Source organism: Acidovorax cavernicola (assembly GCF_003581445.1).
In genome coordinates this window covers 102,511-128,613 of record NZ_QXMN01000016.1, presented here as the reverse complement: position 1 = coordinate 128,613, position 26,103 = coordinate 102,511, and the positions used below count along the sequence as shown (strand labels likewise).

General features: G+C 56.1%; 22 protein-coding genes and 2 pseudogenes. 4 read left to right on the top strand and 20 right to left on the bottom strand.

Annotated features, from left to right (window positions below; genetic code table 11):
- Positions 1-386: 386 nt before the first annotated feature.
- The 3 genes and pseudogenes from D3H34_RS15020 (at position 387) to D3H34_RS15010 (ending at position 4,127) form a co-directional block, all read left to right on the top strand.
- Positions 387-821 (top strand): low molecular weight protein-tyrosine-phosphatase, encoded by a 435-nt coding sequence (locus D3H34_RS15020; RefSeq protein ID WP_119554300.1) that lies wholly within the window; start codon positions 387-389, stop codon positions 819-821.
- Entirely contained in the window at positions 818-3,070 is a 2,253-nt protein-coding gene (locus D3H34_RS15015) for a polysaccharide biosynthesis tyrosine autokinase (protein ID WP_119554299.1), read from the top strand. Before D3H34_RS15020 ends, D3H34_RS15015 begins: the two co-directional genes overlap by 4 nt.
- Before the next feature lie 98 nt (positions 3,071-3,168).
- Positions 3,169-4,127, top strand: a pseudogene (locus D3H34_RS15010) (IS481 family transposase).
- Between the two features lie 317 nt (positions 4,128-4,444).
- Here D3H34_RS15010 and D3H34_RS15005 read toward each other — a convergent pair.
- The 17 genes and pseudogenes from D3H34_RS15005 to D3H34_RS14930 form a co-directional block, all read right to left on the bottom strand.
- Positions 4,445-6,343 carry a putative phage tail protein gene (locus D3H34_RS15005; protein ID WP_147400435.1) on the bottom strand — a complete coding sequence of 633 codons (1,899 nt, stop codon included), beginning with the start codon at positions 6,341-6,343 and terminating at the stop codon, positions 4,445-4,447.
- A 70-nt stretch (positions 6,344-6,413) separates the two neighbouring features.
- Positions 6,414-6,585, bottom strand: a pseudogene (locus D3H34_RS15000) (IS110-like element ISCARN28 family transposase); the annotation flags it as partial.
- Between the two features lie 123 nt (positions 6,586-6,708).
- Complete coding sequence (locus D3H34_RS14995; RefSeq protein ID WP_119554310.1) at positions 6,709-7,017, bottom strand: VanZ family protein; 309 nt, start codon at positions 7,015-7,017, stop codon at positions 6,709-6,711.
- Positions 7,018-7,076: 59 nt separating this feature from the next.
- Positions 7,077-8,264, bottom strand: a complete 1,188-nt coding sequence (locus D3H34_RS14990; RefSeq protein ID WP_119554297.1) for a DegT/DnrJ/EryC1/StrS family aminotransferase — start codon at positions 8,262-8,264, stop codon at positions 7,077-7,079.
- 6 nt (positions 8,265-8,270) lie between these two features.
- Positions 8,271-8,930, bottom strand: a complete 660-nt coding sequence (locus D3H34_RS14985; protein WP_119554296.1) for an acetyltransferase — start codon at positions 8,928-8,930, stop codon at positions 8,271-8,273.
- The gene (locus D3H34_RS14980) at positions 8,927-9,535 is read right to left on the bottom strand and encodes a sugar transferase (protein WP_119554295.1); all 609 of its coding nucleotides are present in this window, start codon (positions 9,533-9,535) and stop codon (positions 8,927-8,929) included. The genes D3H34_RS14985 and D3H34_RS14980 overlap by 4 nt, the downstream gene beginning before the upstream one ends.
- 3 nt (positions 9,536-9,538) lie before the next feature.
- Positions 9,539-10,573, bottom strand: coding sequence for a UDP-glucose 4-epimerase GalE (gene galE, locus D3H34_RS14975; protein ID WP_119554294.1), 1,035 nt, complete (start codon positions 10,571-10,573; stop codon positions 9,539-9,541).
- Positions 10,570-11,733 (bottom strand): glycosyltransferase family 4 protein, encoded by a 1,164-nt coding sequence (locus tag D3H34_RS14970; RefSeq protein ID WP_205736728.1) that lies wholly within the window; start codon positions 11,731-11,733, stop codon positions 10,570-10,572. Before D3H34_RS14970 ends, galE begins: the two co-directional genes overlap by 4 nt.
- A gap of 26 nt (positions 11,734-11,759) precedes the next feature.
- On the bottom strand, positions 11,760-12,644 hold the full coding sequence (locus D3H34_RS14965; protein ID WP_119554292.1) for a glycosyltransferase family 2 protein: 885 nt from the start codon (positions 12,642-12,644) through the stop codon (positions 11,760-11,762).
- A gap of 15 nt (positions 12,645-12,659) precedes the next feature.
- Positions 12,660-13,754 (bottom strand): glycosyltransferase, encoded by a 1,095-nt coding sequence (locus D3H34_RS14960; RefSeq protein WP_119554291.1) that lies wholly within the window; start codon positions 13,752-13,754, stop codon positions 12,660-12,662.
- On the bottom strand, positions 13,751-14,716 hold the full coding sequence (locus tag D3H34_RS33955; protein WP_147400434.1) for a hypothetical protein: 966 nt from the start codon (positions 14,714-14,716) through the stop codon (positions 13,751-13,753). Before D3H34_RS33955 ends, D3H34_RS14960 begins: the two co-directional genes overlap by 4 nt.
- A 322-nt stretch (positions 14,717-15,038) precedes the next feature.
- Positions 15,039-16,433: a lipopolysaccharide biosynthesis protein gene (locus D3H34_RS14955; protein WP_147400433.1), complete on the bottom strand. Its 1,395-nt coding sequence runs from the start codon at positions 16,431-16,433 to the stop codon at positions 15,039-15,041.
- Between the two features lie 78 nt (positions 16,434-16,511).
- The gene (locus tag D3H34_RS14950; RefSeq protein ID WP_119554289.1) at positions 16,512-17,603 is read right to left on the bottom strand and encodes a DegT/DnrJ/EryC1/StrS family aminotransferase; all 1,092 of its coding nucleotides are present in this window, start codon (positions 17,601-17,603) and stop codon (positions 16,512-16,514) included.
- On the bottom strand, positions 17,600-18,193 hold the full coding sequence (locus D3H34_RS14945; protein ID WP_119554288.1) for an acyltransferase: 594 nt from the start codon (positions 18,191-18,193) through the stop codon (positions 17,600-17,602). Before D3H34_RS14945 ends, D3H34_RS14950 begins: the two co-directional genes overlap by 4 nt.
- 17 nt (positions 18,194-18,210) lie before the next feature.
- On the bottom strand, positions 18,211-19,158 hold the full coding sequence (locus D3H34_RS14940) for a Gfo/Idh/MocA family protein (protein ID WP_119554287.1): 948 nt from the start codon (positions 19,156-19,158) through the stop codon (positions 18,211-18,213).
- A 24-nt stretch (positions 19,159-19,182) separates the two neighbouring features.
- Complete coding sequence (locus D3H34_RS14935) at positions 19,183-20,484, bottom strand: nucleotide sugar dehydrogenase (protein ID WP_119554286.1); 1,302 nt, start codon at positions 20,482-20,484, stop codon at positions 19,183-19,185.
- 139 nt (positions 20,485-20,623) lie between these two features.
- Complete coding sequence (locus tag D3H34_RS14930; RefSeq protein WP_119554309.1) at positions 20,624-21,697, bottom strand: polysaccharide biosynthesis/export family protein; 1,074 nt, start codon at positions 21,695-21,697, stop codon at positions 20,624-20,626.
- Positions 21,698-22,457: 760 nt separating this feature from the next.
- Between D3H34_RS14930 and mscL the strand changes: the two genes are divergently transcribed.
- Positions 22,458-22,889: a large conductance mechanosensitive channel protein MscL gene (mscL, locus tag D3H34_RS14925; protein ID WP_119554285.1), complete on the top strand. Its 432-nt coding sequence runs from the start codon at positions 22,458-22,460 to the stop codon at positions 22,887-22,889.
- An 18-nt stretch (positions 22,890-22,907) separates the two neighbouring features.
- Here the strand turns inward: mscL and pdxA are convergent, their stop codons facing one another.
- From pdxA to D3H34_RS14910, 3 genes are read right to left on the bottom strand one after another with little or no spacing between them, the layout of a single operon-like run.
- The gene (gene pdxA, locus D3H34_RS14920; protein ID WP_119554284.1) at positions 22,908-23,948 is read right to left on the bottom strand and encodes a 4-hydroxythreonine-4-phosphate dehydrogenase PdxA; all 1,041 of its coding nucleotides are present in this window, start codon (positions 23,946-23,948) and stop codon (positions 22,908-22,910) included.
- Positions 23,945-24,718, bottom strand: coding sequence for a Nif3-like dinuclear metal center hexameric protein (locus D3H34_RS14915; RefSeq protein WP_119554283.1), 774 nt, complete (start codon positions 24,716-24,718; stop codon positions 23,945-23,947). The genes pdxA and D3H34_RS14915 overlap by 4 nt, the downstream gene beginning before the upstream one ends.
- A complete protein-coding gene (locus D3H34_RS14910) occupies positions 24,715-26,067 on the bottom strand; it encodes an MFS transporter (protein ID WP_119554282.1) in 1,353 nt (450 codons plus the stop codon). The genes D3H34_RS14915 and D3H34_RS14910 overlap by 4 nt, the downstream gene beginning before the upstream one ends.
- Between the last annotated feature and the right edge of the window lie 36 nt (positions 26,068-26,103).

Genomic DNA, 26,103 nt, shown 5'->3' with positions numbered 1-26,103 from the left:
CCTCCCCCCCAATTCAGGGGATTCGCGACACTCACAATGTCATTTTTTGTATCTTTTGCATCGACATGACTTTGGTCATAGACGCGCTAATCAGCACATGGGTCAGTTGTCCCGTTGGCAACCATGACTGATTCGAGCCTAGAACGCCCACGGCTTGAACACATCCGCGCGGCTCTGGCCGCCAATGCCCTGACTACAATGCCACGGGGCGTGCCCAGCCATCCTTCGGCTCTCTAGCTAGATGGTGCAATCCAATCGCTCAACGAAGAACAAATGGTGAGGACATTTCCGTATGACAGGTGATCCATGCGGGAAATGAAGCACACGGCACGCACTACGCTAAGTCTGACAACAGAGGCACAAGCCTTCGCAGGGAGCCAAGTCTCATGAAATCTGTTCTGGTGGTATGCATTGGCAACATCTGCCGTAGCCCGATGGGGGAAGCATTGATTGCTGCAGCGTTGCCGCAGATCCAAGTCACGTCAGCGGGAACTGGAGCCTTGGTTGGGCACCAAGCAGATCCGATCGCACGCAAACTCATGGCCGAACGCGGCATCGACATCGAGGCCCACCGGGCCCGCCAACTGACAGCGCAGATGTGCCAGCAGGCCGACCTCATTCTTGCGATGGACGAAGCTCAGCGGATTCATATCGGACAGCGCCATCCGTTGACCCGGGGCAAGCTGTTTCGCCTGGGCGAAGTCGCACGCGTTGACATTCCCGATCCGTATCGCATGGGCCGTCCGGCCTTCGAGCACGCCCTGCAACTTATCGCTGACGGCGCCCAAGCTTGGGCCGGACGCATCCGCAAACTCTCATGACTCCATCTGCTTCCACTTCGCCCCTCTCCGCAGCACTCACTCGCGACGATGACGACGATGCGATCAATCTGTCCGAGTACCTGGACATCCTGCTCGATCGCAAATGGCTGGTTGCGGGTGTCACCGCGGTTGCCCTCGCGATCGGCACGGCTTACGCGCTCCTGGCCACCCCCATCTACCAATCCAACCTGCTGATTCAGGTTGAAGACTCTGCTCCCGACGCCAAGAATTTTCTTGGCGACACAGCGAATCTCTTCGATGTGAAGACGCCGGCTACGGGCGAAATCCAGATCATCCGTTCACGGATGGTCATCGGGGGCGCGGTCGAGGCAAAGCAGTTGTACATCGATGCGCAACCACGCTATCTACCGATCATCGGCGAATGGCTTGCGAGGCGCGCGAAGGAACTATCGAACCCCGGCTTTCTGGGCATGGGTGGATATGTTTCTGGCACCGAAGCTATCGACATTACAAAGTTCAACGTGCCCCCCACACTCGAAGAGCAGAAACCTTTCACGATTACCGCGCTGGCTGGAGACCAATACACACTGACCCACCCCGATCTTGCTGAGTCGCTAACAGGCACTGTGGGCAAGGTACTTAGTCAACAACTGCCCACAGGCACAATCACATTGGTCGTTTCTCGGCTTGACGGTAAGCCTGGCGCTGAATTTCTGGTTTCGCGCGCTTCCCTGCTCGCCACTACCGAAGATCTTCAGAAACGTCTTCAGCTCGCCGAACAAGGTAAGCAATCGAATGTGATCAGCGCTTCGCTCGAAGACAGCGATCGCGACCGCCTCCAGCGCACACTCAATGAGATCGGCGCTCAATACGTTCGCCAGAACGTAGAGCGCAAGGCAGCTGAAGCCGAAAAAACTATCGAGTTCCTTGATCGGCAACTGCCCGAATTCAAGCAGCAACTTGAAGGCTCGGAAGATGCCTACGCACGGTTCCGCAATCAGAATGGCACCGTGGCCTTTGATGAAGAGGCCAAGGCAGCACTGACCATGTCGGTGCAACTGCAGACCAAGCTGTTGGAGTCACAGCAACTGCGACGTGAGTTGTTGTCGCGGTTCACCGAAAGCAATCCGAAGGTCCGCATGATCGATGGTCAGATTGCAGCCGTTCGCCACGAAATCGAAGGCCTCGAAACCCGAGTCAGTGCGATGCCCGTCATCCAGCGGGACGCACTGCGGCTTGAGCGTGATGTTCGTGTCAACGGCGAGCTCTACAAGTCGATGCTCAACAGTTCATTGCAGTTGCGCCTTGTGAAGGAAGGGAAAATCGGCAACGTGCGACTGCTCGACACTGCCGTCGAACCCAGAAGAGCGGTCAAGCCACAAAAACCGCTGGTCGTCGCCCTATCTCTGGTTCTGGGGCTGTTGACCGGTGTTGCCCTTGCCATCCTCCGGAGCAAGCTTTCGAGCGGCATCCGCAATCCTCAGGAAATCGAGGACCGCCTTGGCCTGAACGTCTATTCCGTCGTGCCGCTCGCACTCGAGCAGGAAACGATCTTGGAGCACATTGCAGGTGGCGCGAAGGGTGTTCAATTGCTGGCGGTGACCTCCCCCGAAAGCCTTGCTATTGAGAGCCTGCGCAATCTGCGTGTTTCCCTGCAATTGACCCTGATGGAGAGCGGCAACAACCGCGTGCTCATCACCGGCGCGACACCAGGTGTTGGCAAGAGTTTCGTCTCCGGGAATTTCGCCGTCATCATGGCGCAAGCCGGCAAACGTGTGCTGCTGATTGACGCCGACTTGCGCAAGGGTCACCTTCAAAAGGCCTTCGGCTTGCCACGCAAGGGTGGGTTGGCGGAGGTGCTAGCAGGAGACTTGACGCCCGAGCAGGCAATCCATACTCAAGTGATCCCGAGCCTTGACGTCCTGACGACTGGCGCGTACCCATTCAATCCCGCGAACATGATGCTGTCGTCCGCGCTGGGTGAACTGCTCGATGATTTCTCGAAACGCTACGATCTGGTGGTGATCGATAGCCCACCAGTGCTCGTGGCCGCTGATGCGGCCGCGGTTGCCGCACATGCGGGCGCCGTGTTGCTAGTCGCGCGTGACAACCTCACCCAACTGGGTGAGCTCAACGAGAGCATCAAGCGGCTTGCGCACGCAGGTCAGCAGGTCAATGGCGTGGTCTTTAATGGCATGGACCTCTCGCGTCGGCACTATGGCAATTATGGCTACAAGTACGGTGGCTATCGATACACCGAATACAAGTACAAGGAAGAAGCGGCCTAGATGTGAAGCTCCAATAGGTTGTATCCGGTGTTCATCCGAATTGGGTTTGAGCGACTGGAAGTCGCCAAACACCCAATCGACTCAGGACTCTCAACCGGATGAACACGCATAAACTTGCCGGACTTACCTTTGCCCGCCGAATCGAGATGGTCAAGCAGATGACTCTGGAAGGCTTGGATGCCGTGCGAGCTGCAGCTGCGCACGGAGTTACTGCGCCCAAGGCCAGGAAGTGGCTGGGTCGCTACCTGGCGGGCGGCGAAGCAGCCTTGGCCGACGCCTCCTCCAGGCCCCTGCGCTGCCCCAAGGCCATCGACGCAAGCAAGGCGTTGCTCATCATCGAGCTACGCAAGCGTCGAATGCTGCAGGCGCGCATTGCACGCAGCGTGGGCGTCTCGGCATCGACGGTCAGCCGCGTTCTGGTGCGAGCGGGCATGTCCAAGCTGAGCGGCCTGGCGCCTGCAGAGCCGATCGTGCGCTACGAGCACGAAGCGCCTGGCGATCTGCTGCATATCGACACCAAGAAGCTTGGGTGCATCGTGCGCCCCAGCCACCGTGTCACCGTGTCACCGGCAATCGAAAAGACTCTGTTGACGGTGCAGGCTGGGAGACGCTGTTCGTGGCCATCGATGACCACGCAAGGCTGGCGTTCACCGCTATGCACCCGGACGAAAAGCAGGCGCAGGCGGTCCTGTTCCTGCGCAATGCGGTGACCTACCACGCGCGACTGGACATCACCGTCAAGCGCCTGCTGACGGACAACGGTTCAGCGTTCCGCTCGCGCGACTTCCGAGCAGCATGTGTCGAGCTGGGCATCAAGCACAGCTTCACGCGACCCGACCGTCCACAGACCAACGGCAAGGCCGAGCGGTTCATTCAGTCTGCGCTACGCGAATGGGCCTACGGCTGGACCTACCAGAACACAGCCCAGCGCACCGATGCCCTGGCAAGCTGGCAGCACCACTACAACTGGCACCGGCCGCATAGCGGCATTGGCGGCATCGCGCCCATGTCCAGACTCAACTCGTCAAGAAACAACCTCTTGACGCTTCACACCTAGAGCCTCCGGGAACCAATCTCGAAGGGCCTATCGCAGGCCCCTTGAGCTTGTATCTTTCCCTGAACTAGTGACAATCTGCGCGGTATGGCACCATCGCTAATCTCAGCTAGACATCATGGTCGCCCTAGAGGCGAACGAAGGCCCGCGTCCGGTATCGTGGATTGCGCACTCTGAGAGAGTGCCGCGCCACACAATTCTTCGTTGGTTTGGATTGAGGACAGCCATTTCGATTGCAGTGTGTGAAGCTGGGCAAAAGCCGAGCCGTTTTTGATCTCTGCTTGATGTGGCGAGCGCTTGCGGGAGGCCACGCAACACCATCAAGCTGACGCGTTGTAGAGCGGCCGGTGGTAGACGATCCCATTCACACGGACTACCTCGTAGAGCGCCGGCTGCAACGGCAGCGCCGCCGAGGACCCAGAAGGGCCCACCTGGCCAGTCGTCTGTGACAGCTTCGCCGCCACCATTCCCGAATGGGGAGTGTTGCGCATGTTTCCAGACGTCGCTTGAAGTTGCGCGGAAAAAGGAGCGAAGTTCGATACGGGGTTACGACTCACATCGAACGTGTTGCCCACGATAGCGTTGGAAAAGGCAACCGGGATGGAGGCATCAAAATAGTAACCGTCCTGAAAACCCGCCATTACGCAGCCCACCCCTGCGAAGCTGCCGATCGACTGATGCACCCGGATGGACGGCCCCCCGCTGTCGGTGGCCCTTAGAACATTTGCAGCAACGACCAGGTGGCGAGCATGGACAAACTCCATCGATGACGCACGCGACGTGAAGGAATTCGCCGCGGCAATGGCATCAAATGCTCCAGCGGCAGCCCCTGACGCATATCCAGCGACAGCACTGTTGCGCCGGTTCCCAAAACATAAAAAGCTCTCGCTGATATTGGTGTGGTGGTAGGGGCGAGTTAAGTTATTCACAACCCCATTGACATAGCCGCCGACATGAACATTGCCCGAAGAGCTCACGCTCTTGCAGTTGACGGATTCTTCGAAGTAGCAAATGGGCCCGGACACATAGTTATCCCGTGTCACAAGGTTTCCGCCGTACGCGGACACCATGGCGTACATGCCGTTGTTCGTCATCGAATCGGGGTTGGAGACAGTCCAGGCCGAATCGACGGTGTTGCCGGTGAACATGGTTAAGCTGTCGCCATTTGCCTGCGACTTCAGCCCCCGCTTGCCCACGTTTCGGAAGCGGCATCGATCCACCCACGCATCGTGCTTGAACGCTCCGACGTTCTGAACTACCACCGCATCGGCGTCTTCGACGATCGGCATACCCCCGGAGCTTACAGTGTGGATGTTCTCGAACAAGGTGCCGCTGTGAACATGCACCATTCCTAGGTGCCTGTCGCCAGTAGCGTAAATGGCACGAACCGCGCCTTGCCCGTTTCCCACGCTGCCGTCGCCAAGTGCTGTGATATCCGAGTACGAGCCGCCTTCTACGACCGCGTCGAAGCAGTTCACCATGTTCACGAATCGAGTCGTTGACGTGTTGGTGTTGTGCTGCCGAGTCCCCGACGTCCGTGTAAAGATCACCGAATCGTAGCCGGCGATCTGCAGCGCGACCGCTCGCGTCCGGCCCTGGGCTGAGCCCGCGTCGAAAATAATATCTACAAAGCGTGCCACTTGTCCTGCAGAGCCGACGCAGGTCAGACCAGGCGCACCCGAGAAATTAAAAACCAGCCGCGCATTTCCCATCAACCAGATTGAACCGGTCCGCTTCAATCCGGTGGTAAATGTGTATGTCGCACCATCGGCCAACAGCAAGGCCCCTGAGACAGTAAGTGCGGCATTGAAAGCAGCGGCATCGTTCGGACCACCGTTCGCACCGAACATCTCAGGACGAAGCGGGCCCGTGAAATCGCGCTTCCAACGGCGCCCTGAAGCGTCCACGATGATCGTTCCGCTGTTGTCAGCTGAGGACACGTCAGAGGGATCGACATAGAATGGGCCAGCGATTCCACGGCCCGTGACCCGCACGCCTGACGCCCCGCCGGTGTAGTCACGCAGGGCCGCAAAGTCCTGCATCGGCCGCACGCTGTCGAGAACGGCTTGAGCAGTGACGCTGTCATACCCGGTCTGCGCCGCTTCCTTTGCCCTACTGGGCGACTCTCGCTGCTGCATGAGCTCCGAGTTGACACGCGCCGAGACGCTGCTGTCCGTTGGGGCAAGCAACCCACCGATCAATACGTTCCTTCGCTGCATCCTAAGTCCTTCACTCGACGTTGGCCGAGCGTACAGGGGCCATTTTTCACCGCATCAGCGCCATCGCCGTTACCACGCTCACCTGCCGCGTCGGACCGTATTTGCGCAGCGTCTTAAAATCCCCCCTGCACATCAGGCCCGAGGGTGTCCACGAAACGGCTCGGCTTTCGCCCAGCTTCATACACTGCAACCGAAATGGCGGTCCTTGATCCACCAACGAAGAAATTGACACTCCCGTCCATGGGTTGTTTCCATACGGCTTGCGGCTGGGGAACCCCACCGCATGTGGCGCGGCACTCTCTCAGAGTGCGCAATCCACGATACCGGAGGCGGGCCCTCCTTCGCCTATAGGGCGACCATCATGTCTAGCATGAGCGCTCGGCAGCCAGTCCCTGCACCATTGAGGCAGAAACCGCACCGATCAGTAGTCCCACGCCATCTGCCCACAGGTCACTCCATTCGGCATAGCGAGTAGGTGTCAGTGACTGCAACACCTCAATCAAGGCTCCATAGCTAAAGAGTCCCAATAGTCCAATCAGGGCATTCGTAGGTCGCGCCCAATGTGCAAGAAACGCCAGCACAGCAAAGCCTAGCGCGTGATTGCTTTTATCCCAGCCCGTGCTCGGTACTGAAATAGATGCAGGAAGCAAACTGATCACCAGAAGCGTCAGCATGGCGATAGCCAGCAGCCAACGCCATAAGATCACGTGGGCCGCGAGGCGGCCCCACCTCCTCACGCAGACGCCTCTGCTAGCACTCGTGCGATGACCTGACAACTCATGTTCATTTCGATCGAAGTCAAAGTCGGATGAACCAAGAACATCAGGCTGGTCTCACCCAGCTCGCGCGCGACCGCCAATCGACCAGCCGGCCGCCAGCCAGTGTCATCGAATGCACGCTCTAGGTACACCTCGGAACACGAGCCCTGGTAGCAAGGCACACCCTGTGCTTGAATGGCTTCGACGATTCGATCTCGGCTCCAACCAACGGCCAACTTCTTGGACTGCACATAGACATAGCATTTGTAGTGTGCATGAACACTGCCAGCCGCTTCGTGGTTCGTAAAAACAGGCACACGAACCGCAGCATGAGGCCGTGCAGCTTCCCATAAGGCCTGCGCATGACGCGTGCGCGCGGCAGTCCAATCCGTCATGCGACGCAATTGAATGCGGCCGATGACAGCCTGCAACTCCAGCATTCGCCAGTTGGTGCCAAAACTCTCGTGCACCCAGCGAAAGCCCGGCGGGTGCTCTCGCTCGTATACGGCTTCGTAGCTCTTTCCGTGATCCTTGTATTGCCACATGGTGCGCCACAACTCTTCGTCGTCGGTGGTGACCATGCCGCCTTCCCCGCCGGTGGTCATGATCTTGTCTTGGCAGAAAGACCAAGCACCCGCATGCCCAATTGATCCGACAGATTTACCCTTGTAACGTGCACCGTGCGCCTGCGCACAGTCTTCAATGACCTTGAAGCCGTGCGCGGCGGCGAGCGCCATGATCGGATCCATGTCGCAGGGCCACCCACCGAGGTGCACGCAGATGACAGCCTTTGTCCGCGGTGTTATCACGCGCTCAATAGTCTCTGCCGACAAATTCCCACTCTCGATATCGACATCCGCGAACACAGGCGTTGCCCCAGCATTCACGACGCACGAGACGCTGGCGATGAAGGTGCGCGGTGTGACAATCACCTCGTCACCAGGGCCGATGTTCATGCCTTTGAGAATTAGCTCTAATGCTAATGTCCCATTAGCCAATGCGACGGCGTGCATGGTGCCGGCCCATACTGCAAATTCCTTTTCGAATTCGCGACATTCCGAACCAGTCCAGTAGTTGACTTTGTTGGACAACAATACACGTTGTACAGCTGCGGCCTCTTCAGAGGCAAAGCTGGGCCAAGGGGAAAAAGGGGTATTCAACACAACAGATCAACCTCTCAGAAGTGGTTTAGCAGGGTTGCCAACGACGGTGGTACCCGGCGGAACATCACAAATGACAACAGCTCCCATGCCAATTACCGAACTTCGACCAATGACGAGGGGCTTGCCCGGCCTGCCCTGCTTGATGACCGCGCCAGCACCAACGTAGACGTGTTCTTCAATAAGTACATTGCCATTGCATTTAACGCCCGGTGCGAACGTGACAAAATCACCAATCACACAGTCATGCTCGACGTAACTAAAAAGATTAGCGTGGAAATGCCGTCCTATTCGAATGTTGGAAGTTATCGCGACAAAAGGACTAAGAACTGCACCCTCACCCAAAACCACACCGTCCATGAGAACAATATTTTCCGCTCTTACCGTCCATGGCTTCACCCCATCGAGGGCACAGCGCGCCGCAAGCTTCTCGCGAACTGCACTGTCGGCGATGGCCAATACAACATGGCGTACATCGGCGTCCTCCTGCATAAATTCGGCATAGCTAAGCACCCGATGTCCATTGATTAAGCTGGCTTCAGGTCGATCATCCACAAAAACCAGCCGATCTAACGAAATGCCTCCCTGTTGCAGTTGTTTTCGAGCGAGCGGCATGATGCCGCGTCCACAGCCACTCGCTCCGTAAACACCATATAGCGAAGACATCATGGCTCCCTCCTCACAACGATCGACCCCGTGAAACGAGGCATCGTAGCTTCACCAGCGGCATTGATGCCATCGCGCGCCAGAACTTTTCGCACTGTTAACCACAGAATATTTATATCAAGCCATAGCGTCCTGTTATCGACATACCAGACATCGAGCTCGAATTTTTCTTCCCAACTTAGTGCGTTGCGCCCATTAACTTGTGCCCAGCCTGTAACGCCGGGCCTCACATCATGCCGCCGCGCCTGCTCTGGCGTGTAAAGAGGCAGATACTCCACCAGCAGTGGGCGAGGTCCCACTAGACTCAAATCGCCTCTAATTACGTTCCATAGGCCCGGCAGCTCATCCAAACTACTAGATCGAAGAAAAGAGCCAAAAGGAGTGAGTCGCTGGGAATCTGGCAGCAGGCGACCGGTCGAGTCACAATCATCCGTCATCGTTTTGAATTTTATAATCTCGATTATCTCCCCTTTAAGTCCGGGGCGAGCCTGTCGAAATAAAATCCTGCCACCAATTTTTCTTCGTATTTGCACCGCAACCACCAACATCGGAATTGCGAACAAAAATAAAGCAAACGTCGCCAGCAAAAAATCAATGAATCGCTTCATCGACTAATCCCGGGAAGAATTTCCGTAGCCATGCGGATTACTAGATTGCCAACGCCATGCATCTTCGATCATTTCTAAAAGCCCGCGCTCCGCTTTCCAATTCAACTCTCGCAGAGCTTTATCAGAATTTGACCAGCACTCCGCTATATCCCCATCCCGACGGCCGACCACTTCAAAAGCGATATTTTTCCCGCTTACCTGTTCAAATGCTCGAATAATTTGAAGAACACTATACCCCTGACCCGTGCCGAGGTTCCAAACATTCAACCCCGAATGATTTTCGATATTAGCGAGCGCCTTCAAATGACCATCAGCCAAATCCTGAACATGAATGTAGTCCCTTATACCCGTTCCATCGGGCGTGGGATAGTCATCACCAAAAATTCGAACAATGTCAAGCTTCCCTATTGCCACTTGAGCAATGTAAGGCAATAGATTATTCGGAATTCCATTCGGATCCTCTCCGATTAAACCGCTCGTGTGCGCCCCTATGGGATTGAAGTATCGCAGAACCCCAATTTTCCATTTTTTACTAGATTTAGCCAAATCGGAGAGAATCTCTTCGGAAACCAGCTTCGAGTTCCCATATGGATTCGTAGGTATCCCAAGGGGCGACGCCTCCGAGATCGGCATAGTTGATGAACTTCCATACACCGTTGCCGAGGAACTAAATATTAATCTAAAAACACCAGCCCTGTTCATAGACTCGCATAGCCGCAAGGTTCCACTCACATTATTTTTATAGTAGATCAGTGGATCTTTGATGCTCTCACCCACAGACTTCAGTCCTGCAAAATGCAAAACCGCATCGATACGGTGCTCAGAGAAAATTTTCTCCAAAAGGGCGCTATCGAGAATATCGCCTTCCACAAAACGGAGCCCACGTCCCGCAATAGCCTCTATTCGTTTCAACGACTCCACGGAGCTATTAATTAAGTTATCCAAAACAAGAGCGTCGTATCCGGCCTGCAAGAGCGCCAATGTGGTATGCGACCCTATGTAGCCAGCTCCACCGGTGACAAGAATTGTTTTTTTCATTGCACAGGCTTTCGGTCAAAACTTAGAAGTGATCTATAAAAATGCACCATTCGCCCCCAATGATCAGAACGCTCAAAACGATCCTGAACTCGCGCACGCGCTCGCTCTCCCATTTTTTTCAAATCGAAGCGAGACATAGATAAAGATTCTTGCATCGCAAGATTTAGCGCCTGCGGATTTTTTGCAGGCACCAACCAACCATTGAATCCGGGCTCAACTATCTCATTGCAACCATTAATATTAGTTGCAATCACGGGCAGATTCATCGCTCCGGCCTGCAACACCACATTCGGGAATCCTTCTCGATAGCTCGGGAGCACGAGGAGATCAGCGATAAATAATGCCGGGCGGATATCTTTTAAAAACCCAAGTAAGTGAATACGCGGATGCAATTCAATCTCACCCAAAGTCTTATTATCAACAGGAGCAGTTTTATCTAAAGCCCCTACCAGAATCAACCGAGCATCCGACGGCAATTTTATAAAAGCAGAAACCAATTCTCCGATGCCTTTGTCCTTATTCAATCGCCCCACAAAACAAAAAACCCTACTGGAGTCAGGAATTTTCAACTCCCTACGAAGCCTCTCTCCACGCGCAGAGACGTCCAACTTCAGCGGAGAAAAATATTCAGTATCAACCCCAGCAATATTGCCATGCCCTATCACGCTAAGGGACTTAGCCGTTATTTTGAACGCCTCCAGATCTCGTTTTACTCCGTTCCCTTCAGGCACGATGTGCGTCGCGCAGGCACATATCAAACGGTCAACAAAAATCAGCAGTAAACGCTTGAATCCGCGCGTCGTCGGGAAAATAAGTCCGGTAAATGTGTGAACGCGCCGTGGGGTACGGCAGATCCAGCCCGCCAGCATAGAGACCAAGCCCGCTTTTGGGGTGTATGAATGAATTAAGCTGGGGCGGACCTTAAAAATTAAAGCTGCCATGCGAAAAATCGACACCGCGTCACGCACAGGATGAATTCCTCTCACCATAGGGACTAGGCATGTTTCCAACTTCTCCTGAGCCACCACCTCATTCCGCCCAACCTCCTCTCCACTTGCCAATACTATCTGGAAAAATCTCGAAAGATATTCAGGTTGACCTTTAAGAATGGTGAGCATTGTTTCAGGAACTGTCGTAACAATTAAAATTTTACCGGCCACAGTATCACTCTCGTTTACACCCACAGTCAAAGACCAGAAACGGAAAAGCTCAGAACACGGTTAATTTCCTCTTGAAATTCGGCCAACATTTTCCTATCAAGAATTGGTTGATTCCGACGACGCACTATTAGGTCGAGCTTATTAACCAATTTCAGCAACCGGACCGCAGCCGATTTTCCAAAGGATTTAACAAATAATGCATTAAGCTCAATTACCGTAAAATACCTGGGGCCAAACTTTTTATAAAGCCCTCTTTGACTTGAATAGGCCGCTAACAATTTTTCGATTGTCGCACTACCTTCCTCGCGATAATAATATAGCGGCTCATTGATAACTGAGACTTTGAAGTCACCCATAGAAAAAGAGCGCAACCATAACTCGTAATCCTCAGTTCTCCTGAGACTCACATCATACGGATTTCGCAAAAACCATGTGCGCCGACCTAATATGGCGGCGTGCACGATTTGATTTCTACCAAGCAACAAATTTTTCCCGCTAATGGGCAAAGAGTTACTTTCAATACGAAACCCCGCCGGGAAATTATTATTTGTTATTGAGCACACGCCTGAAGTGACGAGATCAAAGCTCGGGTTTTCGACCAGAAAATTCAATTGCTTCTCAAGGCGCCGAGGAGACATTAAGTCATCCGCATCCATTCTGGCCAAATATTCAAATCTGGCCTCTTGGGAAATTTGATTGAGTCGAAACGGAAGACCTTTATTCAAGCCGTCGGAAATGACCCGAACTCGGGGATCGCGAATGCTATTTATAATTTCCAAGGACCGATCAGTTGATCCGTCGTCAACCAGGAGCAACTCCCAATTTTTATGTGTCTGAGAAAACACCGAGCGCACTGCATCTGCAATATACGCCTCCGCATTAAAAACTGGAATTCCAATAGAAATAAACATTAGCAACTCACGAATTTAAATTTCATCCAAGGAGAATATTTTTCTTATCTTCGCCTCAAAATCACAATGCATCAGGGCATAACTTCTTATTTCCTTTGAATCCACCGGATTAATCCCTTGATACCAGTCGAGCAATTTTTCAATGTCCAGCGCATCGTCAGTCAACGAAATTGAATAGCGATAAGGATATGTCGGAGAAAAATCGCAATCAAAACCAGAAGCAACAAAAGGTAGACCGACCGCACAATACTCTCGATCTTTTAAAGATGATGCGGAAGTTAGCCCCTTTCTATGGAGTCCCAAGGATCCAATAGCAATATTCGCGGTGTCATACAGCGCAAATAGTGCATCCCCATCTACCTTCCCCAAGAAAAAAACTTCTGATTCGAGCTTCAACGCGGCGGCAAGCTCTTTTAATTTTTGAATTTCCTCACCCTCTCCGACTATTGAGAAAGTTACCGCAAGCTCATCTTTGAACTTTTCGCGATGAGCAGAAATTCCCTGAATAACCCTATCGTAACCATGCCAACTTTCCACATTCGCGACGGCGATCAATTGCACTTTTTTTGAAGCAGCCTCGGGATTCAATTTCAGAGGAATCGAGCTCAGATCTATCCCGTTTCCCATCAAATAAGTCCTACTCTTGTTCAAAAATGAAAAGTAGCTTGACTCTTCTGCATATTGAATCACTCGGTTGACCGGCCAGAGCACCCAAGGCCCATCGAGAGCGACGGCCAGAAGGGAAAGGTTTCTTTTAAAAAAATTCTGATTTCCACTCGCTATCTCAGCGAGCGCCACGACTCGGGGTGTTGGTACATCAGCGACTACGAAGGAGCCAGATAGTCGAGCAAAAATAACAGGGAAGAAAAGTAAAAACCCCCCGTACGCGGGCCATCTAATTATCAACTTAGAATTTTTTACGCCCGCAATTTCTTTTGCAAGCCGCAGAAGGCGACCGATGGCGGACACCCCTTCAATATTTGAGAGATTTGCCGCAAACCCCATTTTTTTTGCAACAGAAACAAATCCAGAGATTTTTTTATGAATTCCCGGAAATTTCTTTTGATCGTATATCGCCAGATATGTCAAACCATTTTGATTGTTTTTCATTGACTCAACTCACGTGCAACTGCGGGCCTACTCGCTAAAATATAGACCAGCAACATACCCCAAAAGGACCAAATGTAAGAACGGCTAAAAACTATATTCATGGTTAGAAAAACCAAGACCGCCAGGAGAACACTCAGATTTTCAACCGACTTAAAGGTTTTAAGCACCGCCACAAGGTAAACGAAAATAAAATATACCCCAGCGACAAATCCGAATGATGCAAAAAATGAGATCCAGTTGTGGACGTATTCACCTTTCTCTCCCAGGAATATTTCTTCAAATGGAAAACATCCCAAAATAAGACACTGGTCAAAATAGGGAACGCTGCGTTCTAAAATTTGCTGTCGCCCCTCCTGACTCTCTCCGTAAGTTTGGGGGCTGAAAACGCGTTCTAGCACACTCCCACTTTCTAAAGAAAAATGGCTAAGTGCTACAAAAGCAAATATTGCAATTCCAACCGTCACAAACGCCAAGAGAAGCGCCCCCCCGCGATTCTTTAGTAGCGACAAATAATATCGAGCAGCAAGCAAAGAAACAACGCCAAATACAAGCGGTGTTCTCGACCCCAATAGAAGAGCCCCAATTAGCGCCAGTAAAAAAAACAAATAACACCGCCTTCGAGCTTGACCAATAAAAATCAGCGCCAAACAGGTGAAATAGTCTGCGAAAAAATGCATGTCCAAAAGATAAGAATCTTCGGATCTATAATAGGCAGGTCGAAAGACATCGCCCTTTGAAAGACTCTCGAAATTTGAATATAAAGCCCCGCCAACAAAGACAAAAACCGCAATAAATGAGCCCAAGTAAAAATATTTACCTTTGACCTTTGCCAGGTAATACCCAACCACGGAAAAAAACACTGGGACGATCAGGGCGGCAAAGAATTTTGCTCCAAATTGGCCTCCATCCAATTTTTCAGAATAACGCAATCCCGATATCAGTGCCAACAAGGCCATAATCACGAACATTCCGACGGCCAACGTAATGTTTGAGAAATTCCTCGATACAAAACCGCGATTTCGCGCTATTAAGTAGAACAGCACGACAAACCCATACAAATAGAATGGATATCGCGACCGAATTGACTCAGAGAAATAAAGAACGAATGATAAATCAAATAAAAAAATAACGATCACTAAGAGCGAGACCGTCAACTCCAAAAATATGGATCTACTTAATTTCATCTTTAGAAATGTCATGCTTGACAGCTACGGCCGAGGCAACCCGGGACCACCCATCTATCTAGGTAAACGTTCTCGCTCCAGCAATGCAAAAGATCTCGATTCACGACAAACCGAAAAGCAGCGGGGCGGAATAGTCAATCACATACTTAACAATTATCCCTATAAACACCCAACCAGCCACAATTGATAAATTAACAACCAACCCTTTGTTGAAATGCTGCAGGCGAACTTTTGAGATGCAGCCTATGACCAAGATATAAATTAAGTAGAAGACAAGGCCAGATATTGCATAAAACTCGAATATAAAATTCTTCACCCAATATGCAGCGAGGAGCACACTTCCCACGCGAAAAAGAAGACCACCTATTTGAAGGCCTAGAGCTAACCGCTGATTTTGCGTAATATGAAGCACCATCGATAAAGGTGACGATAGAAATTGAAGCAAAAACCAAGGCGTCATCCACGCAACCATTTCGCCAGCACGCTGCCAGTTTTCCCCAAACACTATTGGAAATAATGTGGGCGAAATTACTCCAATGAAAACCAACGGGCCAACCCCTGTTCTCATCAAACCCGACAGCACTTTTGCGGTAAAGGCACCAAGGTTTCCATTCCGCAATTCTTCAGGGGCTTGCGATAAATAGACTTGGGATACAGCTCCACCAATTAGAGTTAATGGCGCCGCCATAATTCGACTCGCTAACATCAAATATCCAGCCTCCCCTCCAATCGAAAATCCCGCGATTAGAATTATAGGAAGCTGAATACCTGTGCTATTCGCTAGAGATTCGAGGGTTGAGTATTTAGGGAATCTTTCGTACTCTTTAAAAGTCCTCGCCAACTGTTGTCTGCCGATGGTACACAGAAGCCTTCTGTCGGTTTTGTAGACCTGTCTGGTCAACCCAAAAATTCCCGCGCAGTTGTTTACTAGCTGCCCCAATATTAGCCCAAGTGAATTTAACCCACAGAGACCTAAGCCAACTTGCGCGCCAACACCTCCAATGGCCTGAGAAATTCTTGTTCTACTGATGAGGCCAAATTTTTTCTTCCGTGTGGCCCAAAATTGCAATGCGGAATACGAACTGCTTAGCCATACACCTACGGGAAGCAGCCATAGGTAGGCTTCCAATTGTGGCGAAGCAAAAAATTTTGCTATCTCGTACGGAAATATCGCTATTGGTAGCGCGATGAGCAAAGATATAGTTGCAGAAGATCCAAGCGCCAGTGCCAGCAAGTTGATCGCGTCTCTATCCTTCAGGGGTAAGGGAATCGCGATTTCAAATCTCAAGCATGCGGCTGCCGAAACAATCCCAAGCGCGGAAGCATACACAGCCAATACAGAGAAATCACTTGGCCCATATAAGCGAGTCAAGAGCGGCAACGCCAGAAGAGACAGCCCTTGAGCAATAGCGGTCCCTCCGACTAAAAGGGAGGCAGAGCGAAAAAATCCAGAGCGAAACATGAAGCTCCATTTGGGCAATCCGAATACTGCCAATTAAACAAATCCGTCCCACAAATTTCAAGAGGAAGTTATGCCGCGCTTGAAAGATCGGAGTGAAGCCCTGCCTTCGAATTAGCCAGAGAGGCGTTCAATGGACTTTACTATTTTTATTTGCTCTTCTTGCGTCAAATAAGAGTGCATCGGCAAGCTCAGTACCTCCTTCGCAACAGCGTCGCCTACCGGTAATTTGACCTGTTTGTTCTCGACAGCAGGCTGTTGATTCAATGGAATGGGATAATGCACCATGGTTGGAACTCCAGCCTGCTTGGCTTGCACTTGCAACGCCTCTCGCTCGGCTACACGCACCGTGTACTGCGCCCACGCACTTTTGCTATGCCCCTCGATGTAGGGAATTCCAGCAACACCGCTCGCGCGCAACAAGCGCATATATTCCATAGCTACGCGCTGGCGACCGGCAATTTCATCATCGAAGATTTCTAGCTTCGCCAGCAACACCGCGGCCTGTAAGGTATCCAACCGGCTATTCACACCCACCCGAATATGGTGATACCGCCGATCCTGCCCATGCCGGGCAATCTGCCGCATCACCTTCGCCAATTCGTCATCGTTGGTGAATATCGCCCCGCCATCGCCATAACATCCCAGCGGTTTGCTCGGAAAGAAGCTGGCACACGCGATCGTGCTGAGATTGCAGCTTTTACGCCCCTTGTAAGTAGCGCCAAAACTCTGCGCCGCATCCTCAATTACGGGAATTCCGTGTTTGGCGGCAATGGCATTGATGGCATCGAAGTCCGCACACTGTCCATACAAGCTGACCGGAACAATGGCCTTGGTCCGCGGAGTGATCGCTGCCTCCAGCAACGCTGGGTCCAAGTTGTAAGTGTGCGGGTCGATGTCCACGTACACTGGCTTGGCGCCCAGTAGCGCCACCGTCTCGGCGGTGGCGATGTACGTAAAGCCCGGCGTAATGACTTCATCGCCCGGCCCGATGCCAAGCGCCATTTGCGCGATCTGCAAAGCATCCGTGCCGTTGGCCACGGTGATGCAATGCTTGGCGCCGGTATAGGCCGCCAGCTTCTCTTCCAACTCGGCCACTTCAGGCCCAAGGATGTATTGACCATGCGCCAGCACGCGCTGAATCGCGGCGTCGATCTGGTCCTTGATGCGGGCTTGCTGAGTCTTGAGGTCGATGAATTCGATCATGGCGTCTTCTTGGCTTCCAACTTGGTCACGGCCTTGCCGTCGAGTACGTAGCGCGCGCCGGTGTGCGCGCAAATGGCTTCTGCTGCGCCTTGCAGCGGCAACGCGAGTTGCTCGCCGAATTCACTCATCCAGCCGATCTGCCTGGCGGGCACGCCGACCATGAGTGCATAGGCCGGCACGTCCTTGTTGATCACGGCACCGGCGCCGACAAAGGCGTATTCGCCGACGGTGTTGCCGCAGACGATGGTGCAGTTGGCACCCAGCGTCGCGCCCCGCTTCACGAGGGTGCGACGGTATTCGTCCTTGCGCGTGACTGCTGAGCGCGGGTTGTAGACATTGGTGAAGACCATGCTCGGGCCGCAGAACACGTCGTCCTCCAACGTGACCGCGTCGTACACGCTGACGTTGTTCTGGATCTTGACGTTGTGGCCGATGGTCACGTCGTTACCGACGTAAACGTTCTGTCCGAGCGAGCAGTCTTCGCCGATGGACGCCTGCGCGCTGACGTGCACCCAATGCCAGATGCGGGTGCCGTCGCCGATGCGGGCGCCCTCGTCGATGATTGCTGTGGGGTGGGCTTTGTATGCCATGCCGAACTCGCGGGGCCTCAGGCGAGCTGCCGAACGAACGGATGCACTTCACCCTGCTCGCCCGGGACGGGCGTGGCGCTGCGAATCACGTTCACGGTCTCGATGCAGTGACGCGCATCCTTGAGGCCATAGCCGCGGCCGGCCAGAATTTCCTTGTAGCTCACCGTATGCAGGTCGGTGAAGCCTTCCGAGAACTCAAGCTTCTCGCCGCTGACGTCGATGTTGCGGAAGGTGGTCTTCTTGCCCTTCACGTCGGCCGGCAGATCGTTGGCGTCGATGGACAGGAACCAACGCACACGTGCGCGCTCGTATTCGAGGTAGCCAGCCGCCTTGGCCGTGCCGCTGTAGTGCACCACGTTGCGTTGGAGCTTTCCGAAGATGAAGTGCAGCATGTCGTAGAAGTGCACGCCGATGTTGGTCGCCACGCCGAACGACTTGCGGTTGTCGCCCTTCCAGCTCTCCATGTACCACTTGCCGCGAGAAGTGATGTAGGTCAGTTCCACATCGAACTTGGTATCCGCGGGGGCGGAGGCGACCTTGTCACGCAGCTTCAGGATGGCCTCGTGGTGGCGCAGCTGCAGGATGTTGAAGACGCGCTTGCCGGTTTCCTTTTCAACACGTTGCAGTTCGTCGACGAGGTCCGGCGTCGGCACCAGGGGCTTCTCGCAGATCACGTCGCAACCCAGGCGCAGGCCGGCGGCAATGTGCGGGTGGTGCAGGTAGTTGGGGCTGCAGATCGCCACATAGTCCAGCGCAGTGGCGGGGTTGCGCTTGAGCTGCTGCGCGTGCTCGTAGAAGCGCTCGAACTCGGTGAAGAACTCGCTTTGCGGCGAAATGCTGTCGATGATGCCGACCGAATCGTTGATGTCGTAGGCCACCGCCAGATGGTTGTCCGTGTCTTTGATGGCGCGCATGTGACGCGGGGCGATGTATCCGGCAGCGCCGATCAGTGCAAAGTTTTTCATGTCAAAAAAGAAACGAGAAATGGCTTACAGGCGGAACAAAGAGAAGCCGCTGTCGCGGGCTTCCTGTGCGTTGAACAGGCTCTTGACGTCGACCAGCACGGGCTGCTCGCCTCGGCACAGGGCACGCAGTTCGGTCATCGTCGCGCCGCGGTACTCGTTGTGGCCCACGGCAACGACGAGCGCATCGACCGGGTGGCCTGCATCGACCTGGCCGAGTTGAAGTCCGTATTCGCTTGTCACTTCTTCAGCGTCAGCCCATGGGTCTACGACTTCCACGGAAGCACCCCATGCCTCGAACTCGCGAACCATGTCGACGATCTTGCTGTTGCGGATGTCCGGGCAGTTTTCCTTGAAGGTGATGCCCAGCACGCCGATACGGCAACGCGGCACGTCCATGCCGTTCTTCAGCATCAGCTTGATGGTGTTGCGGGCCACGTAGCGCGCCATGTTGTCGTTGATGCGGCGCCCGGCCAATATGACCTGCGGGTGGTAGCCGACCTGCTCCGCTTTATGCGTGAGGTAGTACGGGTCCACGCCGATGCAATGCCCACCCACAAGGCCTGGACGGAAAGGCAGGAAATTCCATTTGCTGCCTGCGGCCTCGAGCACGTCGAGGGTGTCGATGCCCAGGCGCTCGAAGATGACGGACAGCTCATTGACCAGCGCGATGTTCAGGTCTCGCTGCGTGTTCTCGATCACCTTGGCGGCTTCGGCCACCTTGATGCTGGCGGCCTTGTGTGTGCCGGCAGTGATGATCTCGTTGTAGAGAGCATCCACCACATCGGCCACCTCGGGCGTGCTGCCACTCGTGATCTTCTTGATCTTGGTGAGCGTGTTGACCTTGTCACCGGGGTTGATCCGTTCCGGGCTGTAGCCGCAGAAGAAATCGACGTTGAATTTCTTGCCGCTGAATTTCTCCAGCACGGGCACGCACACTTCTTCTGTCGCACCGGGATAGACCGTCGATTCGAAGATGACGATTGCCCCCTTCGACATGACCTTGCCGACGGTTTCACTGGCCTTGACCAGCGGCGTCAGGTCGGGCCGGTTCGCATTGTCGATCGGTGTAGGCACGGTCACTACAAAAACAGCGCAGTCACGCAAATCATCGGCATGCGATGTGAACGCCAGCTGCGTTGCCGCCTTCAACTCTTCGCTGGTGGTCTCGAGCGTGTGATCGTGTCCACCCTGCAGTTCCGTGATGCGTTTGGCATTGATGTCGAAACCGACCACTCGGCGCTTCTTGCCAAACTCCACGGCGAGGGGAAGGCCCACATAGCCGAGACCGATGATCGCAATGGGTTGAGTTGATTGAATGACTTGCATGTTGAAAGCACTGGAGACGAAAAATTGGCGACAGACTCAGCCAAGAGCCATGCCGCCACACCGCATTCGCGGCTGCTGACTTCAAAAGCATTCGGACCCGTGACCTGAACTCGAGAATTCAGTCCGGACCCAGGCTCGACTAGCGATGCCTGACGTAAACCTCACTGGCGTTATTGACCACCTGCGCCGACGGCAGGATCAAGCTAACCACGCGGTTCCACTTGACCAGCGGCACCGGGTCGACATACACGACATCCTGCGACTGCAGCCGGAACTGGCTTGCAAGGGCCATCGTGGCGGGATTCTTGGCATTCAGATGGAAGATGGCCGGCGCGCCAGTCGCCCCTTGGCGAATCACGTAAATCTGGCCAGCATTAGAGGTCGTCGTCATCGGACCACCCGCCTCGCCCAAGGCCTCGCTCAAGCTCAAGCGCCCATTGCTTCGCATGGACAGGGCGACAGGCGCCATGATTTCGCCCATGACGAAGACCTTGGAGTCTTCCCGATGCGCCACGCGGACGGTGTCGCCGTTCTTCAGGGGGATGTTGTTCCCGTCGTAGCCAGCCTCACGCAACCGGGTCATATCGATCGGGACCGAACGGCCGTCGCGAATGAGAGTGACGGCCGAGCGATTGGCATTCGACGTCATGCCTCCGGCGCGGTTGATCGCTTCGTTCAGCGTCATGGGCACGTCGGTGAAGATCTGCGACCCCGGAGCGCGCACTTCGCCCTCCACGTAAGCGCGGCGGCTTCTGAAGGACTGAATGCGCACCGTCACCTGCGGATCACGAACGTGGGGCCGAAGCAGCTTGCCGATCAAGTCGGAAGCATCGCCTTCACTCAAGCCCGCCACGCGCACACGACCGATATAGGGAAAGGCAATCTCGCCGTCAGCATCGACGATGAAGCCCGGCGCCACCTGCACACCGGTCGGGTCGGCGGATTGCGAAATCACAGCCCCCGCATTGGGCAAAAGCTCTGGGTGGTCATACACGATCACGCCCACCACGTCGCCCGACCCGATGGTGTAGCGAGCCCCCTTGCCAAACAGCGCCTGCACCTCAGGCGGCACGCCCTTGGGCGACACCTCCGCCAGCGTGCGCACCAGCGCCAGCGAGATCGGCGTGATTTCGCCCTCAGGCGCTTCGTCGGGCAGGTAGCGGAACTGTGACGGCAACTCGCCGCCCGCTTCGTAAGGCTCCACCGAACCCATGCCGGGCACCACGGCACAGCCCTGGAGCAATACCGCACCGGCAAGCGCTACCCACGCGAGGGCTTTCGCATTTCTTCTCAATTCAGGTCCCTTGAAAGTCAGTCAGTCTCATCAACAACGAAGCGGCGACAGAACAATTCCCGAAGGCATGCGAGGCTCGCACATCCGTTCTGTTGTATCGCGCTTCTTTTTCAAACACTTGTGATCGCCGCCACTACGCGACACCATTGATGTAAAAATTTGAACAGCTATAGTCGCGCTGAAATTGGCAAACTCAGGCAACAAAGGTGCAGAATTCGTCGCTGGATCACGCATGATCCACGCGCACCCCGGGGCGAATGCACTCTGACAGACAGAAGTCTTGAAGGTCGATTTCGCGCGGCCGCTCCCCACTGCTCCCTTCTCATCGTACCAGTGCAGTGCCCTGTCAATGGGGTCGTGTCTGCGTTCCAGGATGCTTCCGGATCGCCTGATCAGAGCACTTCGCCCTACTTTCCGAGAGCAAAACACGGCGTATCCACCCGGTTCTACCCTTCCCGCGAAATTGGAAACAAGACGTTCCAATCCGCATCCGATCGCAATTGACTACTGAAAATGGGTACCTTCCGTCCGTTGCGGGTGAGTCGGACGGGCGCCGCTGGCGCTCATTCCTCAGTTGCAGCCCGGCATCAGCCGGCGCGCCACTGCGTCTGAGCGGCCTGCTTCCGCAGGCATACTGGTACCCCTTTCAACAGCAGGTCTTCAGCACCCTTACCGAATCATGAGCATCCTCAGCGAATTCAAGGAATTTGCCGTCAAGGGCAACGTCGTCGACCTCGCCGTCGGCGTGATCATCGGGGCGGCGTTCGGCAAGATCGTCGACTCGCTCGTGGCCGACATCATCATGCCGCTCGTGGGCATGGTGTTCGGCAAGCTCGACTTCTCGAACCTCTACGTGATCCTGGGCGCGGTGCCGCCGGGCGTGACGAACACGCTGGCAGAGCTGAAGAAGGCCGGTGTGCCGGTGCTGGCGTATGGCAATTTCATCACGATTGCCGTCAATTTCGTGATCCTCGCCTTCATCATCTTCATGATGGTCAAGCAGATCAACAAGCTGCGCAAGACGGAAGAGGCCGCCCCCGCAGCGCCGGCCGCCACGCCTGAAGACATCACGCTGCTGCGCGAGATCCGCGACAGTCTCAAGCGCCCCTGAGCCTTTCTGGCCGCGCGCTCAGGCGCCGGCCAGCGTTCGCGCCATGCGCAACGCCTCGACGAGGCTCGACGCATCTGCCACGCCTTGGCCCGCGATGTCGAACGCGGTGCCGTGATCCGGGCTGGTCCGCACCAGCGGCAGCCCGAGCGTCACATTCACGCCCTTCTCCACCCCGAGGTACTTGACCGGGATCAACCCCTGGTCGTGGTACATCGCGATCACCACATCGAACTCGCCGCTCGACGGCACGCCGGCCTTGGCGCGCGCGCGCATGAAGACAGTGTCCGGCGCATGGGGGCCATGGGCGTCGATGCCCTCGACGCGCGCGGCCTCGATGGCCGGCGTGATGACGGTGCGTTCTTCCGAACCGAACAGGCCGCCCTCACCCGCGTGCGGATTGAGCCCGGCCACGCCGATGCGCGGCGGCCGGCCGAGCGCGTGGGTCAGCGCGCGATGGGTGATGCGCAGGGTGTCCAGCACGCCCTCGAAGCGCACGGCCTCGATGGCGTCGCGCAGCGACATGTGGATGCTGACGAGCACGGTGCGCAATTCATCGTTGGCCAGCATCATGCGCACGGGCACGTCGGCCACCGGGCGGCCCAGGTGGGCAGCGGCCTCGGCCTGCAGCAGTTCGGTATGGCCGGGGTACGGAAAGCCGGCCGCGGCCAGCGCCTCCTTGTGCAGCGGCGCAGTGACGATCGCTAAAATCTCGCCGCGCAGCGCGGCTCGCGCGGCCCATACGACGCAGTCGCCGGCAGCGCGCCCTGCCTCGGCGCTGATGTGGCCCTGCACGATACCCTGGGGCGGCGCGATCACCTGCAGCACCGGGATGCAGCCGGGCGGCACAGTGACTGCTTCGGTGACGCTGGCGATCTCCACGACGGGCCACGCCAAGCGCCCCGGCGCCGCGAGTGCCTGGGAGGCGCTGCGCAGCGTGCCGACGTCACCGGCCACGAACGCACCGCGCACAGCGTCGGGCGCGTCGCGGAAGGCCTTGGCAATGATCTCGGGGCCGATGCCTGCCGGGTCGCCGAGCGTGATCGCGATCGGCGCCGTCATGCCGGGTTGTCGATGTCGATGAACTCGTGCTTCAGCCCGAGCTGGGCCGCCACATGGGCGGCCACAGCCTGCGCACCGTAGCGCTCGGTGGCGTGGTGGCCGCAGGCCAGGAAGGCCACGCCCAGCTCGCGGGCGTAGTGCGCCTGTGGCTCGGAAATCTCGCCGGTGATGAAGGCGTCGGCGCCGGCCGCGATGGCGGCCTCGAAGTAGCCCTGGGCGCCGCCCGTGCACCAGGCAATGCTCTTGATCGGGCGATGGGCCGTGTCGACCAGCGTGACGGGCCGCTTCAACACCTTCTCGACATGGGTTGCCAGGGCCTTCGCGCTGGTGAAGTTCTCGCCGTTCTCGCGTGCACCCAGGAAACCCAGCTCCTGCTCCCCAAAACGGCCGGCCGACCCGGGATGCGCCACAAGCCCCAGCTGCAGGCCGAGCTGCGCGTTGTTGCCCAGTTCGGGATGCGCATCGAGCGGCAGGTGATAGGCGAAGAGGTTGACGTCGTCACCCAGCAGCAGGCCCAGGCGCTGTTTCATCCAACCGGTGACGCAACCGTCCTGGCCGCGCCAGAACAAGCCGTGGTGGACGAAGATGGCATCGGCCTCGGCGTGGATCGCGGCCTCGATCAGCGCGCGGCTGGCGGTCACGCCCGAGACGATCTTGCGGACCACGGTGCGCCCTTCGACCTGCAGGCCGTTGGGTCCGTAGTCCTTGAAGCGCCCGGGGGCCAGCAGCAGGTCGAATGCGTGAAGCAGTTCGTGGCGTGTGGTGCTCATCGCGACATTGTCGCGCTCCCGGCGGCCGGCGCACCATCGCGCATCGGGTGGCCGCGCGCGGCCAGGGGCCACAAGGCCAGCAGGAAGCCCAGCGCCGCCAGGGCGGCGACGTAGTGCGCCGGCGCCATGGGATCGTGCTGCAGCCAGAGCGTGAGAATCACCGGCGTCAGGCCGCCGAAGATGGCGTACGACATGTTGTAGGCGAAGGACAGCCCCGTGAAACGCACCGGCGCCGGAAATGCGCGAACGCCAACGATCGGCACCGTGGCGATGGTGCCCACGAACAGGCCGACCAGCCCGTAGTGCCAGAACAGCGTGGCCGACGTGCCGGGCAACCCGGTATAGAACAGGTAGGCGGAGGCAAAGAGACCGCCCCAGCCGATCAGCATCACCGCGCGCGTGCCGATGCGGTCGCTGGCCCAGCCGGCGATCACGCAGCCGATGGTCAGGGTCAACGTGGCGAGCGCGTTGGCCTCGAGCGCCAGCGCGGCTGGGATCTGGTGCACCTTCTGCAGGTAGGTGGGCGTGTACAGCACCACCACCACGATGGCAGCCGACAGCACCCAGGTCTGCAGCCCCACATACACGCTCGCCATGCGATGCTCGCGCAGCACGGTGCGCAGCGGCAGCTCGCGGGCGACCGTCTTGCGACCGGCCAGCTCCTTGAAGACCGGGGTCTCGTGCAGGAAGCGCCGCAGGTAGACCGAGAACAGCCCGAACACGCCGCCCAGGATGAAGGGAATGCGCCAGGCGAAGTCGTGCACCTGCTCGGGCCCGTAGTAGCGGTTGATGGCCACGGCCACCAGCGATCCGAGCAGGATGCCGCCCGTGATGCCTGACGTCAGCGTGCCGATGCCGAAGCCGTAGTGCCTGGCCGGCACGTGCTCGCCGACGAACACCCAGGCACCGGGCATTTCGCCGCCGATGGCCGCGCCCTGCAGCACGCGCATCGCCAGCAGCAGCAGGGGCGCCGCGACGCCGATGCTCGCGTAGGTGGGCAGCAGGCCGATCACCAGCGTGGGCGCTGCCATCAGGAAGATCGACAGCGTGAACATGCGCTTGCGGCCCAGCAGGTCGCCGAAGTGCGCGATGACGATGCCGCCCACGGGACGCGCGAGGTAGCCCGCCGCGAAGATGCCGAAGGTCTGCAGCTGGCGCAGCCAGTCGGGCATGTCGGCCGGGAAGAACAGCGCGCCGAGCACGGTCGCGAAGAAGACGTAAATGACGAAGTCGTAGAACTCGAGCGTGCCGCCGAGTGCGGACAGGGCCAGGGTCTTGTAGTCGCGCGCATCGAGCGTGCGTGCGGGAACGGACTGCGTGCCGTTCGAATGGGTTGCTTGTGAGGTCATGGCTGGCAGGAACATCGTGGCCGCACACCCGCCGCA

Coding starts and splice junctions, on each gene's coding strand:
- D3H34_RS15020 (WP_119554300.1), top strand. CDS start 387: ATGAAATCTGTTCTGGTGGTATGCATTGGCAACATCTGCCGTAGCCCG.
- D3H34_RS15015 (WP_119554299.1), top strand. CDS start 818: ATGACTCCATCTGCTTCCACTTCGCCCCTCTCCGCAGCACTCACTCGC.
- D3H34_RS15005 (WP_147400435.1), bottom strand. CDS start 6,343: ATGCAGCGAAGGAACGTATTGATCGGTGGGTTGCTTGCCCCAACGGAC.
- D3H34_RS14995 (WP_119554310.1), bottom strand. CDS start 7,017: ATGCTGACGCTTCTGGTGATCAGTTTGCTTCCTGCATCTATTTCAGTA.
- D3H34_RS14985 (WP_119554296.1), bottom strand. CDS start 8,930: ATGATGTCTTCGCTATATGGTGTTTACGGAGCGAGTGGCTGTGGACGC.
- D3H34_RS14980 (WP_119554295.1), bottom strand. CDS start 9,535: ATGAAGCGATTCATTGATTTTTTGCTGGCGACGTTTGCTTTATTTTTG.
- galE (WP_119554294.1), bottom strand. CDS start 10,573: ATGAAAAAAACAATTCTTGTCACCGGTGGAGCTGGCTACATAGGGTCG.
- D3H34_RS14965 (WP_119554292.1), bottom strand. CDS start 12,644: ATGTTTATTTCTATTGGAATTCCAGTTTTTAATGCGGAGGCGTATATT.
- D3H34_RS14960 (WP_119554291.1), bottom strand. CDS start 13,754: ATGAAAAACAATCAAAATGGTTTGACATATCTGGCGATATACGATCAA.
- D3H34_RS14950 (WP_119554289.1), bottom strand. CDS start 17,603: ATGATCGAATTCATCGACCTCAAGACTCAGCAAGCCCGCATCAAGGAC.
- D3H34_RS14945 (WP_119554288.1), bottom strand. CDS start 18,193: ATGGCATACAAAGCCCACCCCACAGCAATCATCGACGAGGGCGCCCGC.
- D3H34_RS14940 (WP_119554287.1), bottom strand. CDS start 19,158: ATGAAAAACTTTGCACTGATCGGCGCTGCCGGATACATCGCCCCGCGT.
- D3H34_RS14935 (WP_119554286.1), bottom strand. CDS start 20,484: ATGCAAGTCATTCAATCAACTCAACCCATTGCGATCATCGGTCTCGGC.
- D3H34_RS14930 (WP_119554309.1), bottom strand. CDS start 21,697: ATGGGTTCGGTGGAGCCTTACGAAGCGGGCGGCGAGTTGCCGTCACAG.
- mscL (WP_119554285.1), top strand. CDS start 22,458: ATGAGCATCCTCAGCGAATTCAAGGAATTTGCCGTCAAGGGCAACGTC.
- pdxA (WP_119554284.1), bottom strand. CDS start 23,948: ATGACGGCGCCGATCGCGATCACGCTCGGCGACCCGGCAGGCATCGGC.
- D3H34_RS14915 (WP_119554283.1), bottom strand. CDS start 24,718: ATGAGCACCACACGCCACGAACTGCTTCACGCATTCGACCTGCTGCTG.
- D3H34_RS14910 (WP_119554282.1), bottom strand. CDS start 26,067: ATGACCTCACAAGCAACCCATTCGAACGGCACGCAGTCCGTTCCCGCA.